This is a genomic window from Vibrio sp. SCSIO 43086, from assembly GCF_051132235.1.
Classification (GTDB): domain Bacteria; phylum Pseudomonadota; class Gammaproteobacteria; order Enterobacterales; family Vibrionaceae; genus Vibrio; species Vibrio diabolicus.
Genome location: NZ_CP072677.1, coordinates 3,280,140 through 3,296,954 on the forward strand (window position 1 = coordinate 3,280,140; position 16,815 = coordinate 3,296,954).

The 16,815-nt window shown below is 45.7% G+C and carries 17 protein-coding genes; 5 read left to right on the forward strand and 12 right to left on the reverse strand.

The features are described from left to right. The first annotated feature begins 53 nt into the window (after positions 1–53). Entirely contained in the window at positions 54–1,454 is a 1,401-nt protein-coding gene (gene sthA, locus J8Z23_RS15535; protein WP_005393772.1) for a Si-specific NAD(P)(+) transhydrogenase, read from the forward strand. Positions 1,455–1,511: 57 nt separating this feature from the next. On the opposite strand, the gene dinF is transcribed toward sthA, so the two are convergent. The 3 genes from dinF to lexA form a co-directional block, all read right to left on the reverse strand. Further along, positions 1,512–2,861: an MATE family efflux transporter DinF gene (gene dinF / locus J8Z23_RS15540; protein ID WP_434634203.1), complete on the reverse strand. Its 1,350-nt coding sequence runs from the start codon at positions 2,859–2,861 to the stop codon at positions 1,512–1,514. Positions 2,862–2,916: 55 nt separating this feature from the next. Further along, entirely contained in the window at positions 2,917–3,711 is a 795-nt protein-coding gene (locus J8Z23_RS15545; RefSeq protein ID WP_005393777.1) for a class I SAM-dependent methyltransferase, read from the reverse strand. A 194-nt stretch (positions 3,712–3,905) separates the two neighbouring features. After that, a complete protein-coding gene (gene lexA / locus J8Z23_RS15550) occupies positions 3,906–4,529 on the reverse strand; it encodes a transcriptional repressor LexA (protein ID WP_005393778.1) in 624 nt (207 codons plus the stop codon). 368 nt (positions 4,530–4,897) lie between these two features. Between lexA and plsB the strand changes: the two genes are divergently transcribed. Next, the gene (gene plsB, locus J8Z23_RS15555) at positions 4,898–7,324 is read left to right on the forward strand and encodes a glycerol-3-phosphate 1-O-acyltransferase PlsB (protein ID WP_167426145.1); all 2,427 of its coding nucleotides are present in this window, start codon (positions 4,898–4,900) and stop codon (positions 7,322–7,324) included. 67 nt (positions 7,325–7,391) lie between these two features. Here plsB and ubiA read toward each other — a convergent pair whose 3' ends face one another. Together ubiA and J8Z23_RS15565 are read right to left on the reverse strand one after the other, a co-directional pair. After that, on the reverse strand, positions 7,392–8,246 hold the full coding sequence (gene ubiA, locus J8Z23_RS15560) for a 4-hydroxybenzoate octaprenyltransferase (protein WP_005393780.1): 855 nt from the start codon (positions 8,244–8,246) through the stop codon (positions 7,392–7,394). Continuing rightward, a complete protein-coding gene (locus J8Z23_RS15565) occupies positions 8,247–8,786 on the reverse strand; it encodes a chorismate lyase (protein ID WP_080955994.1) in 540 nt (179 codons plus the stop codon). A gap of 161 nt (positions 8,787–8,947) precedes the next feature. On the opposite strand from J8Z23_RS15565, the gene J8Z23_RS15570 reads away from it, so the two are divergent. Continuing rightward, complete coding sequence (locus tag J8Z23_RS15570; protein ID WP_046874381.1) at positions 8,948–9,358, forward strand: flagellar basal body-associated protein FliL; 411 nt, start codon at positions 8,948–8,950, stop codon at positions 9,356–9,358. A 58-nt stretch (positions 9,359–9,416) separates the two neighbouring features. Here the strand turns inward: J8Z23_RS15570 and glpG are convergent, their stop codons facing one another. The 6 genes from glpG to ftsY all read right to left on the reverse strand — a co-directional run bounded on the left by glpG (position 9,417) and on the right by ftsY (position 15,019). Then, positions 9,417–10,259: a rhomboid family intramembrane serine protease GlpG gene (gene glpG / locus J8Z23_RS15575; RefSeq protein ID WP_005393785.1), complete on the reverse strand. Its 843-nt coding sequence runs from the start codon at positions 10,257–10,259 to the stop codon at positions 9,417–9,419. Next, positions 10,259–10,579: a thiosulfate sulfurtransferase GlpE gene (glpE, locus tag J8Z23_RS15580; RefSeq protein ID WP_005378691.1), complete on the reverse strand. Its 321-nt coding sequence runs from the start codon at positions 10,577–10,579 to the stop codon at positions 10,259–10,261. The genes glpG and glpE overlap by 1 nt, the downstream gene beginning before the upstream one ends. 493 nt (positions 10,580–11,072) lie before the next feature. Beyond that, on the reverse strand, positions 11,073–11,930 hold the full coding sequence (gene rpoH, locus J8Z23_RS15585) for an RNA polymerase sigma factor RpoH (RefSeq protein ID WP_005378693.1): 858 nt from the start codon (positions 11,928–11,930) through the stop codon (positions 11,073–11,075). Between the two features lie 177 nt (positions 11,931–12,107). Continuing rightward, positions 12,108–13,076, reverse strand: coding sequence for a permease-like cell division protein FtsX (gene ftsX, locus J8Z23_RS15590; protein ID WP_005378695.1), 969 nt, complete (start codon positions 13,074–13,076; stop codon positions 12,108–12,110). Then, the gene (gene ftsE, locus J8Z23_RS15595) at positions 13,066–13,740 is read right to left on the reverse strand and encodes a cell division ATP-binding protein FtsE (RefSeq protein ID WP_005393800.1); all 675 of its coding nucleotides are present in this window, start codon (positions 13,738–13,740) and stop codon (positions 13,066–13,068) included. The genes ftsX and ftsE overlap by 11 nt, the downstream gene beginning before the upstream one ends. A gap of 22 nt (positions 13,741–13,762) precedes the next feature. Continuing rightward, the gene (gene ftsY / locus J8Z23_RS15600; protein ID WP_434634211.1) at positions 13,763–15,019 is read right to left on the reverse strand and encodes a signal recognition particle-docking protein FtsY; all 1,257 of its coding nucleotides are present in this window, start codon (positions 15,017–15,019) and stop codon (positions 13,763–13,765) included. Positions 15,020–15,249: 230 nt separating this feature from the next. On the opposite strand from ftsY, the gene rsmD reads away from it, so the two are divergent. Together rsmD and J8Z23_RS15610 are read left to right on the forward strand one after the other, a co-directional pair. Beyond that, positions 15,250–15,849, forward strand: coding sequence for a 16S rRNA (guanine(966)-N(2))-methyltransferase RsmD (gene rsmD / locus J8Z23_RS15605; protein ID WP_114324084.1), 600 nt, complete (start codon positions 15,250–15,252; stop codon positions 15,847–15,849). A gap of 25 nt (positions 15,850–15,874) precedes the next feature. After that, entirely contained in the window at positions 15,875–16,141 is a 267-nt protein-coding gene (locus J8Z23_RS15610) for a DUF1145 domain-containing protein (RefSeq protein ID WP_005393805.1), read from the forward strand. A 57-nt stretch (positions 16,142–16,198) separates the two neighbouring features. Here J8Z23_RS15610 and J8Z23_RS15615 read toward each other — a convergent pair whose 3' ends face one another. Beyond that, positions 16,199–16,783: a YhgN family NAAT transporter gene (locus tag J8Z23_RS15615; RefSeq protein WP_005393807.1), complete on the reverse strand. Its 585-nt coding sequence runs from the start codon at positions 16,781–16,783 to the stop codon at positions 16,199–16,201. Between the last annotated feature and the right edge of the window lie 32 nt (positions 16,784–16,815).

Consider the following 16,815-nt stretch of genomic DNA (forward strand, 5'->3'; position numbering starts at 1 on the left):
TGAGTTAAAATCGCGCTAAAGCAATGTTAAGCAAATATAACAAGGAAGGCATCATGGCGCATGTTAATCACTATGACGTGATCGTAATCGGTAGTGGCCCTGGCGGAGAAGGGGCTGCAATGGGATTAACCAAAGCGGGACTGAATGTTGCCATTGTCGAGAAAGAAAGCAGTGTCGGCGGCGGTTGTACTCACTGGGGTACTATTCCATCAAAAGCACTGCGTCATGCCGTTAGCCGCATCATTGAATTTAATAGCAACCCGCTATTTTGTCGAAACAACACCAGCGTTCATGCAACATTTTCTGACATTTTAGGTCATGCTAAATCGGTCATTGATAAGCAAACTCGACTTCGTCAGGGCTTTTATGACCGTAACTCATGCACACTTTTGTTCGGAACCGCGCGATTTATCGATAACTACTCAATTGCAGTAATGCAAAGCGACGGCACAGAAGAAATCTATTCAGCGGATAAGTTTGTCATCGCGACGGGTTCTCGTCCGTATCAGCCTAACGACGTTGATTTCTTGCATGAGCGCATCTACGACAGTGATTCCATTTTGAGCCTGAAACACGACCCTCGCCATATCATCATTTACGGTGCAGGCGTTATCGGTTGTGAATACGCTTCTATCTTCCGCGGACTTGGAGTGAAAACCGACCTTATCAATACCCGCGACCGCTTGTTGGAGTTTTTGGATAACGAAGTGTCAGATGCGCTGTCTTACCACTTCTGGAACAGCGGTGTGGTAATTCGTAATGATGAGACCTATGAAAAAATCGAAGGCACAGAAGATGGCGTGATTATTCACCTACAATCTGGCAAGAAGATGAAGGCGGACTGTTTGTTGTATGCGAATGGTCGAACAGGTAACACCGATAAGTTGAATTTGGGTGCAGTGGGTCTGGAAGCGGATTCTCGCGGACAACTAAAAGTAAACCGTAACTACCAAACCGATATTGAGCACATTTACGCTGTAGGCGATGTCATCGGTTACCCTAGCCTTGCAAGCGCCGCTTATGACCAAGGGCGATTTGTCGCACAAGCCATTACGAAAGGTCAGGCAGAAAACTATCTGATTGATGATATTCCAACAGGTATCTACACCATCCCAGAGATTAGCTCTGTGGGTAAAACCGAGCAAGAGCTAACAGCTGCGAAAGTACCGTATGAAGTAGGACGCTCTTCGTTCAAGCATCTAGCTCGTGCACAGATCGCAGGGAAAGACATCGGCAGCTTGAAGATATTGTTCCATCGTGAAACCAAAGAAATTTTAGGGATTCACTGCTTTGGCGAACGTGCCGCGGAAATTATCCACATCGGTCAAGCCATTATGGAGCAAAAAGGCTCAGCGAATACCATCGAGTATTTCGTCAATACCACCTTCAACTATCCGACGATGGCCGAAGCGTATCGTGTCGCTGCGTTGAATGGTTTGAACCGCTTGTTCTAATCTATGCTTCTTGATAGCAAACAGAAAAACAGCAGGCTCTGACCTGCTGTTTTTATATCAACATTGTGCGAGGAAGGTATCCTTGCGCCATTGGTAGAGAAAGATAACCCCTAAACCACCCCCCCGCATCAACATAAAGCTCGTCATTGCAAACCACAGCGCGTGATTTTCCCACTCGGCGAATAAGTAAAAGACGACGAAGAAACTGCTGGTCGCGACAAACATACTATTGCGCATGTCTTTGCCTTTGGTTGCACCGACAAAAATGCCATCCAATAGAAAGCACCACATCGACGCAAGTGGCATCACCACCAGCCACGGTAGATACACCGCAGCTTGCTGTTGTACTGCCTCAATTGAAGTGATCATGGCGATCAACTGCGATCCCGCCAAACCAAAGAGCGCGGTCAGTCCTAAGCAAATAATCAAACTCCAAAAGAAAGTGCCGACAAGCGATGCACTCAATTGTTGCCTATCTTTGGCGCCAATCGCCTTCCCGACCATGGCCTCCATTGCATAAGCAAAGCCATCCATGCCATACGAGATAATCATCAGAAAACTCATCAGAACCGCATTTGCAGCGACAACCTCATCACCAAAGCTCGCGCCTTGGAACGTCATAAAGCTAAAAGCCGCTTGCAGACACAAAGAGCGTAAGAAAATATCGCGATTCAATTTCACGAAGCGCCCTAACCCGTGTTGAGTGCTGGCTAGCAACTTTTGAGGTGATGGTAATTGCCTCTCTCGCCAGGTTTTCCAGACACACATGAGACCAAAACCCATGCCTGAGTAGTCTGCAATCACCGATGCCAGCGCAGCGCCTTCTACTTTCCACCCCAAACCCATCACAAACAACAAATCGAGGGCAATATTAGTCACGTTAGTGATGATCACCATCCACATTGGTGCTTTGGAATTTTGCGTTCCGAGCAGCCATCCCAACAACACAAAGTTCATTAGCGCAGCGGGGGCACTCCACACTCGGATAGAGAAATATTGCATGCCGTAGTGCTTCACTTCAGCACTGGCGTCACTCCAACCAAAGATCAAATCAGCAATCGGGTTATGGGCAATAAGGAAGACTAACGCAAACAGTAGCGCCATGAGTGAGCCTTGCATGAACACCAAGGCAAGTTGTTTTCGGTCTTCACCGCCATAGGACTGCGCTGCCAACCCAGTAGTCGACATACGCAAAAAACCAAGCAGCCAAAATGTCACGCTGATCATGGTACTGCCCAACGCAACACCGCCCAAATACCAAGCGTGGTCTAGATGACCAATCACCGCAGCATCGACCAAACCGAGCAATGGAACAGTAATATTCGACAGCACCATAGGTATCGCTAAAGCTAAGACTTGGCGATGAACTTTTGGGTTAGATAAAGGAGAGAAGATTGAATTTGTCACAGGCACCTCATCAGTAAGATCGACGAGTGTACCTGAGCGCTTAACGACTAGCCAATTACCACTTGATATGAACGAGGACTGGCGTGAGGCGATGCTTCAACATTGGAATCTTATTAAGCCAACGCTGCCAAGCTTTCCAACGAGAACAGAATCTATCGAATGGCGAGAAAGCTTTCACCCACTGTGCCCATGGTAACCATTGCAATATCTGTTCTGCAGGCGCTTCAAAGCCATGAGCATAACGATCAGAGCCAAGCTTTTGTCCCCATTTGGTTTCCGTTAAATCTCCTGCCAACACCATACACAGTTCAGCAGAGACAAAATGTCGACCCAAGGTTTGAATAAATTTCGCGACTTGGCGCTCTGTGCAATCGAGCAGTGCCATTTCACATAAAATGAGTACTGGTGCTTGCTCTGGAATCGCTAACGTCTCTAGCCACGACATTTCATCCACACTGCCACAGCGATGTTCATAACGTTCATTTTTGTGGAACAAGCGCTGACGCCATACCAAATTTTCCGTCACATCCAGCTCTATCCAATGGCAGCGTCCATTATCCAAACGATAAAAGCGGGTATCTAACCCAGCTCCGACATTGATTATCCAAGCATCGGGATACTGCTGTAAGAAGTGACTAACTTGCTGGTCACAAAGCTGAGTCAGCGTCACGTGCAGCAATTGCTTCTGCGCAATATCACCACTCAAACAATCCGGCGCCATCTTACAGCTCAAACACGCTTTAGCAGCTATCGGATCATACACCAAGCCATTGTCGACCATGCTTTCACGGCTACGCAATAACAGTGGCTTTAATAAATGGTTAGGAACTTGATGTTTAGACTGAGACATGGGCATTTCCTGCGCCAGAGAGAAAACATAGACATTAATAAAGATGATAATGAATATCAATTACATTATCAAGCTTATAAATTGCTCAAAACAAACAAGGTCAAGATGATAAGCAAGCTTTTGGAGGAAGTAGAAAAAGAGAAAAGAAGAGAAAAGACAAAACAGCCCAGATGAACTGGGCTGCTTAAACACACTTACATCCAATCGGTATTACGAATAATACCAACGGCTAAGCCTTCAATCGTAAGGTGCTGAGACGTTAAGTCCACTTGAATTGGGGCAAACTCTTCATTCTCAGCATGCAGTAATATGGTTGAGCCTTTGCGCTCTAAACGCTTTACTGTCACATCATCATCAACGCGCGCAACGACAACTTGACCATCTCTCACGTCTTGGGTCTTATGCACCGCGAGCAAGTCACCATCCATAATCCCGATGTCTTTCATACTTTCGCCATTTACACGAAGTAAGAAATCCGCTTGCGGCTTGAACATCGCAGGGTCGACTTGGTAATGCGCTTCTACGTGTTCCTGAGCCAATATGGGCTCACCCGCAGCAACTTGACCAATCAAAGGCAAGCCCTGTTCGTCATTAGCGGCAGAGTCATCAAGTAGGATACGAATCCCACGCGATGCACCTGGGATAATTTCAATTGCTTGCTTACGAGCAAGCGCTTTTAGGTGTTCCTCTGCGGCATTCGCAGAGCGGAAGCCAAGCTCACGCGCAATCTCTGCACGAGTTGGTGGCATTCCGGTGTCATCGATTTTACTTTTGATCAAATCGAAGACTTGTTGTTGGCGTGGCGTTAACGGCTTCATGTCTCACCTGTCTTTTTATACAGTTAACTGTGAGTATATCCAGTAAATGCTCAAATGAAAACCCAATTGGTTGTTTTTTAATTTATTTGTGGAGTGCACTTCGTTTGCTGACTAAGTTCATTATTCATGCGTTTAAAACACCGCCTTTTCAGTTAATCAAAGTAAAGCAACAACTTAGGAGTTCGACTAATTTACAGCCAATAAAATTAAAAGGTTTGACCAGTTTCTGGTATCCTTGCTGCGCTTAAATTTTATCGCCTAGGCTTATTTCTTTTGCCGTACTCATTTCTTTTTCTATAGAAGACATGCAAAGCGGACACTGAAATAAGGTTAGGCCTGTTTGAATACCTATTGAGGCTGTGAACTTTATGTCTTCTGGACAATCATTTTCACGTTCATTACTAAAACTACCTTTATCGGTACTGGTAAAGGGCACCACAATCCCGTCGAACCCGATTGAAGATCTGAATATCGACCTCGCTAAGCCGATTGTATATGCCCTACCGTTCCGCTCGAACGTGGATTTGCTGACACTGCAAAAACAAGCCATGAGCCTTGGTCTACCCGACCCGCTCAGCCCGCTGGAAATCAATGGCAAAACGCTGAACCGTTTCGTCTTTATCGCTGCGCGTCCAACTGTGATGAACAACGATAATGATGTCCCAACCGATTCTGTCTCTCTGTTCACTGACTTACTGGAACTACATAAACTGGACAGTGAGTTGGATGTTCAAATGATCCCTGCAACCGTGCTTTGGGGTCGTAAGCCAGGTAAAGAAGAGAACCAAAAGCCTTACCTTCAACCGATGAATGGTCCGCAAAAAGCCAAAGCGGTAATGGCGGCAGGACGCGACTGCTTAGTTCGCTTTAGTCCCGTGGTATCTCTGCGTTATATGGCAAACTCTCACGGTACCGACAGCGCAATTGCGCACAAATTGGCTCGCGTGGCTCGTATCCACTTCTCACGCCAGAAACTGGCTGCTTCAGGCCCAAACCTGCCACAACGCCAAGTGTTGTTTGCTCGTTTATTAAAATCCCCAGCTATTGAACTGGCGATCGCTGACGAAGCCAAGAGCAAAAACATCTCGATTGATAAGGCACGTAAAGAAGCCCACGACATCATGGATGAAATCGCCGCCGACTTCTCCTACGGTCTAGTGAAAAACGGCGACCGCATCCTGAGTTGGCTATGGACAAAGCTATACCAAGGGTTGCACATCAATAACGCCTCGACTGTGCGTCGTTTAGCGCAAGACGGCCACGAAATTGTGTACGTTCCGTGTCACCGTAGTCACATGGACTACCTACTGTTGTCTTACGTTTTATACCATGAAGGCATGGTTCCTCCGCACATTGCGGCAGGCATTAACCTGAACTTCTTCCCGGCCGGTCCTCTTTTCCGTCGCGGTGGGGCGTTCTTTATTCGTCGTAGCTTTAAAGGTAACAAACTGTACTCGACCATTTTCCGCGAGTATCTAGCTGAGCTGTTTGCCAAAGGCTATTCAGTCGAGTACTTCAGTGAGGGTGGTCGTTCACGTACAGGTCGCTTACTGCAAGCGAAAACGGGTATGCTGGCTATGACCATCCAAGCAATGCTGCGTGGTTTAAACCGCCCAGTAACACTAGTGCCGGTCTACATCGGTTACGAGCACGTAATGGAAGTAGGCACTTACGCGAAAGAGCTGCGTGGCAAACGCAAAGAGAAAGAAAACGCAGGGCTTGTACTGCGTACTCTGCGTAAACTGCGTAACTTTGGTTTGGGCTATGTGAACTTCGGTGAGCCAATTCAGCTCAACCAATACTTGAACGAGCACGCTCCTGAATGGACGAAAGACATCGACAGCATGGGTGGTAACAAACCACAATGGATGAACCCTGTGGTGAACGACCTTGCTAATAAGATGATGACGCACATCAACGATGCGGCGGCAGCAAACGCGTTGACCTTGTGTGCAACCGCACTGCTTGCTTCTCGTCAACGTGCACTTTCTCGTGACTCGCTGATCAACCAGATTGAGTGTTACTTAAAGCTACTCAAAAACAACCCGTATTCAAGCACCTCCACTATCCCTACCGAAAGTGCTGAGGAGTTGGTCGATCATGCGATTTCACTTGATAAGTTCGTGATTGAAACCGATAGCATGGGGGACATCATTTCGCTGGATCGTAGCCAATCGATCCTGATGACCTACTACCGCAACAACATCATCCACTTGTTTGCTCTGCCATCATTAATTGCTCAGATGATCATTCGTCAGCGCAACCTTTCGGTAGAAAAGATTCAAGCGAATGTCGCGCAAATCTACCCATTCTTGAAGAAAGAGTTGTTCTTAAGCTATCAAGAAGACGAGTTGGATGAATTGGTCGTTAAAACACTGCATGAGTTTGCCGATCAGAAAATGATTAGCCTCGATGGTGATAAGCTGGAGATCAATCAGTCGAACAACCAGCCTTTGGTTCTGCTAGGTCGTACAATCACGGAAACACTGCAGCGCTACTCTATCGCGATGAACTTGCTTGTTGCTTACCCTGAGCTCGGTAAATCGGACCTAGAACAGAAGAGCCAAGATATTGCTCAACGTTTAGGACGCTTACACGGTATTAATGCGCCAGAATTCTTCGATAAAGGTGTGTTTACCGCTATGTTCAATACGCTCAAACAGCAAAAATACCTCGATAACGATGGTAACTGTGACACGAAGAAAACGCAGCAATTTGCACGATTACTATTCACTCTGCTTTATCCAGAAGTGAAACTGACGATCGAAGAGAGTATTCATCAACTTCAGTCGTAACCGTTTTACCTTCTTCCAAAATAAGAAAAAAGGCATCCAATCGGATGCCTTTTTGCTATTTCTTCGCTTACCAAAATGCGACCAATAACCCTATCGCTATCACCATGCCAACATAGTTGTTGTTGAGGAAAGCCTTAAAGCACAACTCCCGCTCACGGTGACGAATTAAGTGCTGCTGATAAACAAACAACGACGCTGCAATCAAAAGGGTCCAGTAGTAACTTTGTCCCAATTGGTAGAACTGCCCTAACCAAACCAACATCGCGAGCGTAATCAGTTGCAATACCCCAATGATGAGTTTGTCATGACGACCAAACAAAATTGCCGTCGATTTAATACCAATCTTTAAATCATCATCGCGATCGACCATCGCATACTGAGTATCATAAGCAATGGTCCATAAAGCGTTAATCAGAAACACAAACCAAACTATCAGTGGTAGCTCCCCGGTTTGTGCAGCCCACGCCATTGGAATTGCCCAGCTAAAAGCTAAGCCTAAAAAGAGTTGTGGAATATGAGTATAACGCTTCATAAATGGATAAATGAACGCCAACACGATGCCAGCGAAGGATAGCTGAATCGTCAACGGGTTCATAGTCAGCACTAACAAGAATGAGCTGATACCCAAAACCAAAAATAATCCAATCGCTTCTTTTGCTGTCACTTTCCCTGATGGCAGTGGGCGTTGCTTGGTACGTTTTACATGGCCGTCGACTTTGCGGTCAGCAAAATCATTAATCACGCACCCCGCGCTACGCATTAGGAATACACCCAATACAAACACGATAAATACATCCCAACTCGGCATCCCTTGGGCTGAGATAATTAGCGCCCAAATCGTTGGCCACATAAGTAACAGTGAACCAATCGGGCGATCCATGCGCATCAGTTGCCAATATGCTTTGGCTTTTTCTGCGGACATTTACACTGTCTCCTTAGCGTAAACTGGTGAATTAGATAAGAATAACTCGGCGACCAGCATCGGTTTGTGATTCATCCACAACCTTGAGCGTCGCGCTAACAAACGTCCTTCTGGTACGGCTACCCATCCCATTTGCAAAGAGTCTCGCTCAACGTTGTCTGCGCTGAACACTGTTAGTCCTAATGGGATATCCCCTTGTTGAGCCAAATCATACTGCTGATCAACTAAGGTTGAGCGAGGAATTAATGTCCGTCCGATAACCCAGTTATCATTGTCACCACACAAAATTACCTCTCGCAGTAAGCAATCTTGTTCGGACAATAACTGGCTTTCGTCCTGTTTTAACGTCGCCGCAGTGACGATCTGATTTTGTAGCAATTCTACCGTTAATGCTTGGCAGTGTTGCTTTAAACGACGTGACAAAGACCCTTGCTCTTCAAGCCAGTGCTTGGCAAATTCATTTGGAAATTCGAATTCGTCGGGGTTTTGCCACTCTACTTCCAATAAAGAAGCAAGATAGAGTGATGTTGGCTGATTCATACTAGTATTCAATTGGAGGCTTTATGCGTACAATAAAGCAACAACTTACCGTCCATAGTAATGTATGTAACCGTAAGTTCCGTTATTTGTTATAGACGGCCCATTGTATCAAGACTGAAGCGATTCGAATATCGCGATCCAGAGAAAGAAAAGTTAGAAATATGTACAAACGTTATATAGCCCAAATTATTTTTGCGTTAACCATACTGTTCGCCGCACCAAGTTGGGCTGAAACGGAAGAAGCTGGACCTAAGTTGGCATACTTTACCCTTGAGCCTGATCTCACTACTAACTTTTACACCAAAGGCAAAAAGTTAGGTTATGTGCAAGTGCGCATCGACATCATGGTAATGAGCCAACAAGATTTATCGATTGTTGAGCATCACCAACCTTTGATTCGCGATGCAGTAATTGAATTACTGGGTAAGCAAACAGAAGATACTATTAAGTCCCTTTCTGGCCGAGAAGATCTGCGCAAAACCTTAGTGACGACCCTCAACGAAACACTTTTGCCCGAAACAGGTAAAACCATCATTGCCGATTTGTTGTTTACAAAATACCTTTACCAATAAACCCAAATCGTTTTGAACATAAAAAAGACCGCTCTTGAGCGGTCTTTTCATTTCAGATTTAGGCTTGCTGTTGGTACTTCATCTTGCCTGAATCAAACAGCGCAATCGCCATCCCCGATAGTAAACCCACTAAGTGAGCGGTGTTTGCAATCGCCATGAACGGCTGCACAAAACCAAGAACTAACCATACCAACATAAAAACGATGATTGGCTTGGGTAGCGTAAGGCCTAAATGTGGCAAGCGGTAACCCAATATCCACAAATAGCCAAGCAACGCATAGACCACGCCAGACAAGCCGCCGAAGTTAGCCCCTTCAACATAGAACTGGCCTGCCCCTGAAAGCGCTGCCGACACCACAAAGAGTTGCAATAGCTTACCGGAACCGAGACGACGTTCGATGTCGCCCCCCAACTGCCACCACCATAGTAAGTTAAACACGATGTGAGTCACTGAAAAGTGCAGTAACGCATGACTTAGCCATCGCCACACTTGCCATTGTTGCCCCTCAAAAGCCGGGAAGTGCAACAACTTAAACACGCCATTGCCAAAGCCAAACATTTGTAACAAGTAGATGATGGTACACACCGTCATGATCAGCAAAGTCATTGGGCCTGCTTTTGCTTTGACCATGCTCATGATACTCGGGCTAGAATAATGAAATGTGCTCTTGCGAGTATCGGCAACGTCCCACGAGGCGGCGCTGTATTTTGAATCAGATGGGTTAGCGAGGAACTGCTTGAGTTCCGCTTCCGCTTCTATTTCATGCTGGCTATCAGTCAGCCACAGTGCAAATTGCCCGTCTCCTTCTGGCATCATTTCGATGTCAATTTGGCGAGAGGCCATATAATCAATAAAGGCTTGCGCCATACGTGGATTATTTAACGTTACCAATCTCTTCATTAACTTCTCACTATCGGTAGTTCTGCTCGGTGCCAGGCTTCAAAGCCACCATCCACACTGTACACCTGTTCAAAGCCTTGGTTAACTAAATATTGTGCGGCACCTTGGCTACTAATGCCGTGGTAACACATCACCAGAATGGGTTGTTCGAACTCCACTTCATCCATAAACGCAACGATCGTATCGTTGGTTAAGTGATACGCGGACTCCGCATGCGCAACGGCAAACGATTGAGGGTCACGGATATCTACAAGCTTCGCATCACCCTGCTCGAGCAGCGCTTGCGCACCTTGTACATCGATATGCTTAAACTGATCCATTTACTTTCTCATTCTCTTATTAATATACCCAAGCAACCTCGAACCTAACGTGCTAATCAGCACCCGTGGTACAGCATAAAATCTATATTTGAAGCCGCTTGGGTATACTGCCGCTATTGTAACCTATCCAACGACAAACTTAGACACATGGATAATCAGGGTTTTCAAAAGTGTACACATTCCAACCATTTGTGGATAAAGCTGTGAATTGCGTTGATAAAGTGTATTTGGATCTTTTGATCCACAATATGTAGTGATGATCCTGATCTAACTGTGTGTATATCTATAACTATCCCCAGATGGAAAAGTGCTTGAATCCCTTATTTTGTCCGGGTTTCGAACAGTTGATAAATAATTACTTCACAGAGTTATACACAGGTAGCACATAAAATCCGGATCGCAAACGCTATCGATTTTCGATCGACAATAAAAAAGCCGAGATCACATGATCTCGGCTTTCTATGAAAATCTTACTTTCTATTAGCAGTGGAAATTAAAATTCACCCACGGCCAATTTTAGTTTCTTCATTGCATTTTTTTCTAGCTGGCGAATACGCTCGGCAGAAACACCGAACTCATCAGCTAAGTCTTGCAATGTTGCTTTCTCATCATCTAACCAACGAGAACGCACGATGCGCTGACTACGCTCATCCAAACTCGCTAATGCATGACCCAGACGATTGTTGGTATGCATTTCCCAGTTTGCAGCTTCGATGTTGTCAGCCACATCAGACGATTTGTCTTCTAGGTACAGCATTGGCGCTGTGTAAGCGTTTGAGCTGTCGTCTTCGTCAGTTGGCATATCAAAGGTTGAATCCACCGCCGCTAAGCGTGATTCCATCTCGCGAACTTCAGAAGGCTCAACACCTAACTCACGCGCAACGGTTTCGACTTCACCGTTGTTAAACCAACCCAAGCGCTTTTTCGACTTACGCAAGTTGAAGAACAACTTACGTTGCGCTTTAGTGGTCGCAATTTTCACGATACGCCAGTTACGTAGCACGTATTCGTGGATCTCTGCTTTGATCCAGTGGACAGCAAAAGACACCAAGCGAACCCCTACCTCTGGGTTAAAACGCTTAACGGCTTTCATTAGACCGATGTTACCCTCTTGCACAAGGTCCGCCATTGGCAAACCGTAGCCAGAGTAACCACGAGCAACGTGAACAACGAATCGTAGGTGCGAAAGAATTAGACCTTTTGCAGCCTCAATCTCACCTTTGTAGTGTAATCGTTCTGCCAGCTCACGCTCTTCGTCTGCAGTCAGCATTGGGTAGCTGTTTACTGAGCGAATATAGCTATCAAGGCTATCTTGCGTGACTAGAGCCATCGGATACGCTTCTTTTGTCATTCAATTCCTCATCAATCTCTGATCTGGAGCATTACATTGCAAATTTAGCTTCGATATCTTGAACTCAAAATGAACAAGTTTCAAGAAGGGGAAGCAATTATCCATAAACATTCGGTCTAAACAAGGGATCCAGATTAGCTAGTGCTAATAAAATCCAAGTAGTAAGACCTTCATCACTTAAACTGGTTCAATTTCTTTTAAATGTCGTTGCGCAGAAAAGCGCGCCGCAATGCATCCCAAAAGACTACCAATGATGATTAATAGCAAAGATTCATCCCAGCTTAAACCAATCAGGCGAAACTGGCTGTCGTACAACGCAGCAAGATCTTCCACCGCACTATTCATAACAATGGTCACTAAAGCCGTTACCAACCACGCGATGGTGGCACCTAATACGCCAAACCACATCCCCGTGTACAAATAAGGACGCAGAATAAAACTGTCCGTCGCACCGATCAGTTTCATGGTTTGAATCTCTTCTTTATTCGCCAGCACATTAAATCGCAACGTGTTGCCAACGATTAAAAATACCGCACCGAGCATCAACACTGTCAGAGTAATGACAATAATACTCGCGAGAGTTTTGATCGCATCAAGACGCGCCAGCCAGTCTTCGTCAAGTCTCACATCGGTCACATCTTGTTGCTCTCGAACGTCTTTGGCTAATGACTGAATATCACTTTTTAGCTCCGAGTCTGGCGTAATCACCAACACACCGGGTAGCGCATAGCCACTTAAAAGGCTGATAGCTTGGTCGAACCCTGCATATTGGCTTAAATCAGATAGACCTTGTTGCGGTGAAATATATTCTACCTCTTTTACCAAAGGCCAAGTTTCAATTTGATCTTTGAGAACCATCACTCGCGCATCCGGCATGCCTTCAACTAAGTAAGCACTAACTTGTGAAGGAGAAGCGACATCTTCCGCTGCCCCTGCAACGTTTTTCCCCAATAGATACAAACAAGCTGGCATGGCAAGTGCCATGGAGATGACCGCTAGGGTCAGAATGTTGCCTAGTGGTCGTTGCCATAAGGCGCTAAAAGAGGATTTAGCTTGTTTTGCGTGGACAGAGAAAAAACCATCGGTATTCGCACGCTTGGCACTGCGGCCTTTCCCCTTCTTTTGGGAGTGCTTGTTACCTGCCATAGTCTTCTACCTCACTTAGGAAGCCTTGGTTCAATTCAAAATGACGATACTGTGGGCGAGTGTTTACTAACCCCACATCGTGCGTGGCAAGTAGGATAGTCACGCCCGCACGGTTAAATTCTTCGAATAGACGCAACACACGGTTGGATAATTCTGGGTCAAGGTTACCCGTAGGCTCATCAGCCACCAGCAACGTTGGTCGATTAACCACAGCACGGGCAATACCGACGCGCTGTTGCTCACCACCAGAAAGTTGACTAGGTAGACAACGAGCTTTATCGAGTAAGCCCGTTTTATCTAACGCCGCAGAAACACGGCGTTTGATTTCGTTTTCAGAAATCGATTCGATACGCATTGGCAGAGCGACATTGTCGTACACACTGCGATCCATCAATAGACGATGGTCTTGAAAAACAATCCCAATATTGCGGCGCAAAAAAGGGATGTCTTTGCTTGGAATGCGCGTGATATCGTGACCATTAAAATGGATTTTTCCATCGGTTGGGCGCTCTATCGCACAAATCAATTTCAGCAAGGTACTTTTACCAGCCCCGGAATGCCCGCCTAAAAACGCCATTTCACCGCGCCTCAGGTGAAAATCGACTTTTTGCAGTGCTTGTCGACCACCTCGGTAAGCTTTGCTCACTTGCTGAAATTTGATCACCGTTGATTTCCTCTAACTCTTTTTATTCTTCACGACTAAACAGTGCGTCAATAAACTCTTGAGTTTCAAATGGACGCAAGTCTTCGATACCTTCACCCACACCAATGTAACGAATTGGAATACCAAACTGTTCAGCAATAGCGAAAATTACGCCGCCTTTCGCTGTACCATCCAGCTTAGTCAAGGTAATCCCGGTTAGAGGGGCAACATCACTGAAAAGTTTCGCTTGGCTAATGGCATTTTGTCCAGTACCTGCGTCAAGCGTTAGCATGATCTCGTGTGGTGCAGAGTCATCAATTTTCTTCATCACACGTACAATCTTACGCAGCTCTTCCATTAGGTTCGCTTTGTTCTGTAGACGGCCCGCTGTATCAGCAATCACAACATCCACACCACGTGCTTTTGCCGCTTCAATCGCATCATAGATAACAGAAGCACTGTCTGCGCCAGTATGTTGAGCAATCACAGGAACATTATTACGTTCACCCCACACTTGTAGCTGCTCAACCGCTGCGGCACGGAAAGTATCGCCCGCTGCAAGCATCACTTTTTTACCTTGAGTTTGGAACTGCTTGGCAAGCTTACCGATGGTCGTGGTTTTACCCACGCCATTTACACCCACCATTAAGATAACGTAAGGCGTTTTGTTGCTATCGATTTCTAGTGGCTGCTCGACTTTAGAAAGAATCTCAGCCATTTCTTCTTTCAACAAACCATAAAGGGCTTCGCCGTCTTTCAGATCGCCACGTGTGGCTTTTTCTGTCAGGTTGTTGATAATTTTTGTTGTGGTATTCATGCCCACATCAGCAATAAGCAGTTGCTCTTCTAGCTCTTCAAATAAGTCTTCATCGATTTTCTTACCGCTGAACAGACCGAAGAAGCCAGCGCCGATGTTTGCTTTTGTGCGGCTTAGGCTGCGTTTGAGGCGAGCAAAAAAGCTTTCTGTTGGCTTTTCTTGTTCTTGAACACGAGGCGCGGCCGATACGACTTCTGGCTCCTCTGCTTCTGCTTCTGCTTCTGCTTCTGCTTCTGCTTCTGCTTCTGCTTCTGCTTCTGCTTCTGCTTCTGCTTCTGCTGGGGCAGCCTCTGATTGTTTCGCTTCTTCTTCAAGTTCTGGCGTTGCTTCCGCTTGCTCAGCAGCTGCGTCGGTTTGCTGCTCTTCAGAAGGCGCTTCCACTGCTTCTTCTTTTACTGTTTCTTCAGTTTTTGGTTTTGGGCTTTGTTCTTCGTCACCAAAACCTAGCCACGAAAGTAATCCGCGCTTCTTTTTTTCCGTCATCTGGGGCTATCCTAGATTGTTCTTTTATCTATTAATGACTCTTTTTTGACAAGATTATTATCTGTCTAAAAAAGGCTAATGACAAAGTTGTGAAAACTTTCCGATTAGGTAATTCTAATCTTATTAGTGTTACACTCTGTCATCTTGAATATTCTGGGCTGTATCCAAGCTCCAAGCTCACGGCTTGGGCGATTAGATATAGTATCACTTTATTAGCGGTCAAAAAATCTATGGTAAGACGTCGCCAGCAAAACTCATCACAAAAAAAGCCAACAACGGGCTTTGTTCGCATTATTAGTGGCTTATGGAGAGGCAGAAAACTTCCTGTACACGATGCTGAAGGCTTACGCCCAACGACCGATCGCGTCAAAGAAACGCTATTTAACTGGCTGGCTCAAGATGTGCCGCAAGCAAAATGTCTCGACTTGTTTGCCGGCTCCGGCGGCTTAGGCTTTGAGTCGGCTTCGCGCCAAGCAGAGCAAGTGACCATGGTCGAGCTGAACCCACAAGCTTTCCAGCAATTACAGAAGAACGTGACATCTCTTAACGCGAACAACATCCAAGTAGTGAATACCGACGCACTGAGCTTTTTAAAACAGCCGGGTACTGCGCACCATGTGGTGTTTATTGACCCACCGTTTCGTAAGGGACTATTGGATGAAACCGTGGCTCTGCTAGAACAAAATGGCTGGCTCGCGGAAGACGCGATGATTTATATTGAAACAGAAAAAGAACTCAATATTGCCGACTTACCAGAAAACTGGCAGTTACATCGAGAAAAAACAGCAGGCCAAGTGAGTTACCGTCTGTATGAACGTACCTCCGCATAGCGCCTCGATTTAAAAGGACACTTAAATGAAAGCATTAATTCTGCTGGCCAAAGCGGCTATCGCCTTTGTTTGGTTAGTATTGATCCTCAATATCTTTATGCCGTTTCCCGGTAATGCCGCGATTGCGCTGTACATCATGACCGCTTTTTTGTTCATCATGCACGGTTTACAAATGGCCATCTTCATTGGCGCATTTGGCGACAAAATTAAAATGAGCAGTTGGGAAAAATATTCCATCCTGATCTTTGGTATTTTTGCCCTGCTCGATATTCGTCGTAAACACATGATGTAATCGCCCAAATACTAAAAAGCCGCTCTCAAGAGCGGCTTTTTTATTGCGTTTATTCCGTCACCCAAGATAACTCTTAACACCATCCAAAAACATTTGAGTGGAGATCATCACCAGCAACAAGCCCATTAAACGCTCTACCGCTTTTAGACCACGCTCGCCCAACAAACGATTAAAGAAGCCATAAAACATTAGAATAAAAAATGTTGCGCCCCACGCAATCACAACTGATGCGGACATTTCCAACATTTTTTCTGGATGCTGTGAAGATAGCAAAAGCAATGCTGCAATCACTGAAGGGCCCGCGATCATAGGAATGGCCATCGGAACAATAAAGGGCTCCTCCCCTGCCGCCAGTCCAGTGATACTGCCAGCGCTCGGAAAGATCATCTTAATCGCGATAATGAAGAGAATAATGCCACCTGAAATGCTGAGCGTTTCTGGCTGGACATGTAAAAAACTTAAGATGCTTTGTCCTGCAAACAGAAACAACATCAAGATTAGTAAGGCAAACAGTAGTTCACGAATCAATACCTTACGGCGACGCTTAGGATCGATGTGCTTGAGAATAGACAACACAATCGGCAAATTACCGAGAGGGTCCATGATTAGAAACAGCATGGTCGCTGCAGAAAGAATGTCCATATTCTGGCCTCACCTAAAAAATGGCGGCCAGT

Bases quoted from the DNA above. Each gene is read 5' to 3' on its own strand.
- sthA (WP_005393772.1), top strand. From the start codon at position 54: ATGGCGCATGTTAATCACTATGACGTGATCGTAATCGGTAGTGGCCCT.
- J8Z23_RS15545 (WP_005393777.1), bottom strand. From the start codon at position 3,711: ATGTCTCAGTCTAAACATCAAGTTCCTAACCATTTATTAAAGCCACTG.
- lexA (WP_005393778.1), bottom strand. From the start codon at position 4,529: ATGAAGCCGTTAACGCCACGCCAACAACAAGTCTTCGATTTGATCAAA.
- plsB (WP_167426145.1), top strand. From the start codon at position 4,898: ATGTCTTCTGGACAATCATTTTCACGTTCATTACTAAAACTACCTTTA.
- ubiA (WP_005393780.1), bottom strand. From the start codon at position 8,246: ATGTCCGCAGAAAAAGCCAAAGCATATTGGCAACTGATGCGCATGGAT.
- J8Z23_RS15565 (WP_080955994.1), bottom strand. From the start codon at position 8,786: ATGAATCAGCCAACATCACTCTATCTTGCTTCTTTATTGGAAGTAGAG.
- J8Z23_RS15570 (WP_046874381.1), top strand. From the start codon at position 8,948: ATGTACAAACGTTATATAGCCCAAATTATTTTTGCGTTAACCATACTG.
- glpG (WP_005393785.1), bottom strand. From the start codon at position 10,259: ATGAAGAGATTGGTAACGTTAAATAATCCACGTATGGCGCAAGCCTTT.
- glpE (WP_005378691.1), bottom strand. From the start codon at position 10,579: ATGGATCAGTTTAAGCATATCGATGTACAAGGTGCGCAAGCGCTGCTC.
- rpoH (WP_005378693.1), bottom strand. From the start codon at position 11,930: ATGACAAAAGAAGCGTATCCGATGGCTCTAGTCACGCAAGATAGCCTT.
- ftsX (WP_005378695.1), bottom strand. From the start codon at position 13,076: ATGGCAGGTAACAAGCACTCCCAAAAGAAGGGGAAAGGCCGCAGTGCC.
- ftsY (WP_434634211.1), bottom strand. From the start codon at position 15,019: ATGACGGAAAAAAAGAAGCGCGGATTACTTTCGTGGCTAGGTTTTGGT.
- rsmD (WP_114324084.1), top strand. From the start codon at position 15,250: ATGGTAAGACGTCGCCAGCAAAACTCATCACAAAAAAAGCCAACAACG.
- J8Z23_RS15610 (WP_005393805.1), top strand. From the start codon at position 15,875: ATGAAAGCATTAATTCTGCTGGCCAAAGCGGCTATCGCCTTTGTTTGG.
- J8Z23_RS15615 (WP_005393807.1), bottom strand. From the start codon at position 16,783: ATGGACATTCTTTCTGCAGCGACCATGCTGTTTCTAATCATGGACCCT.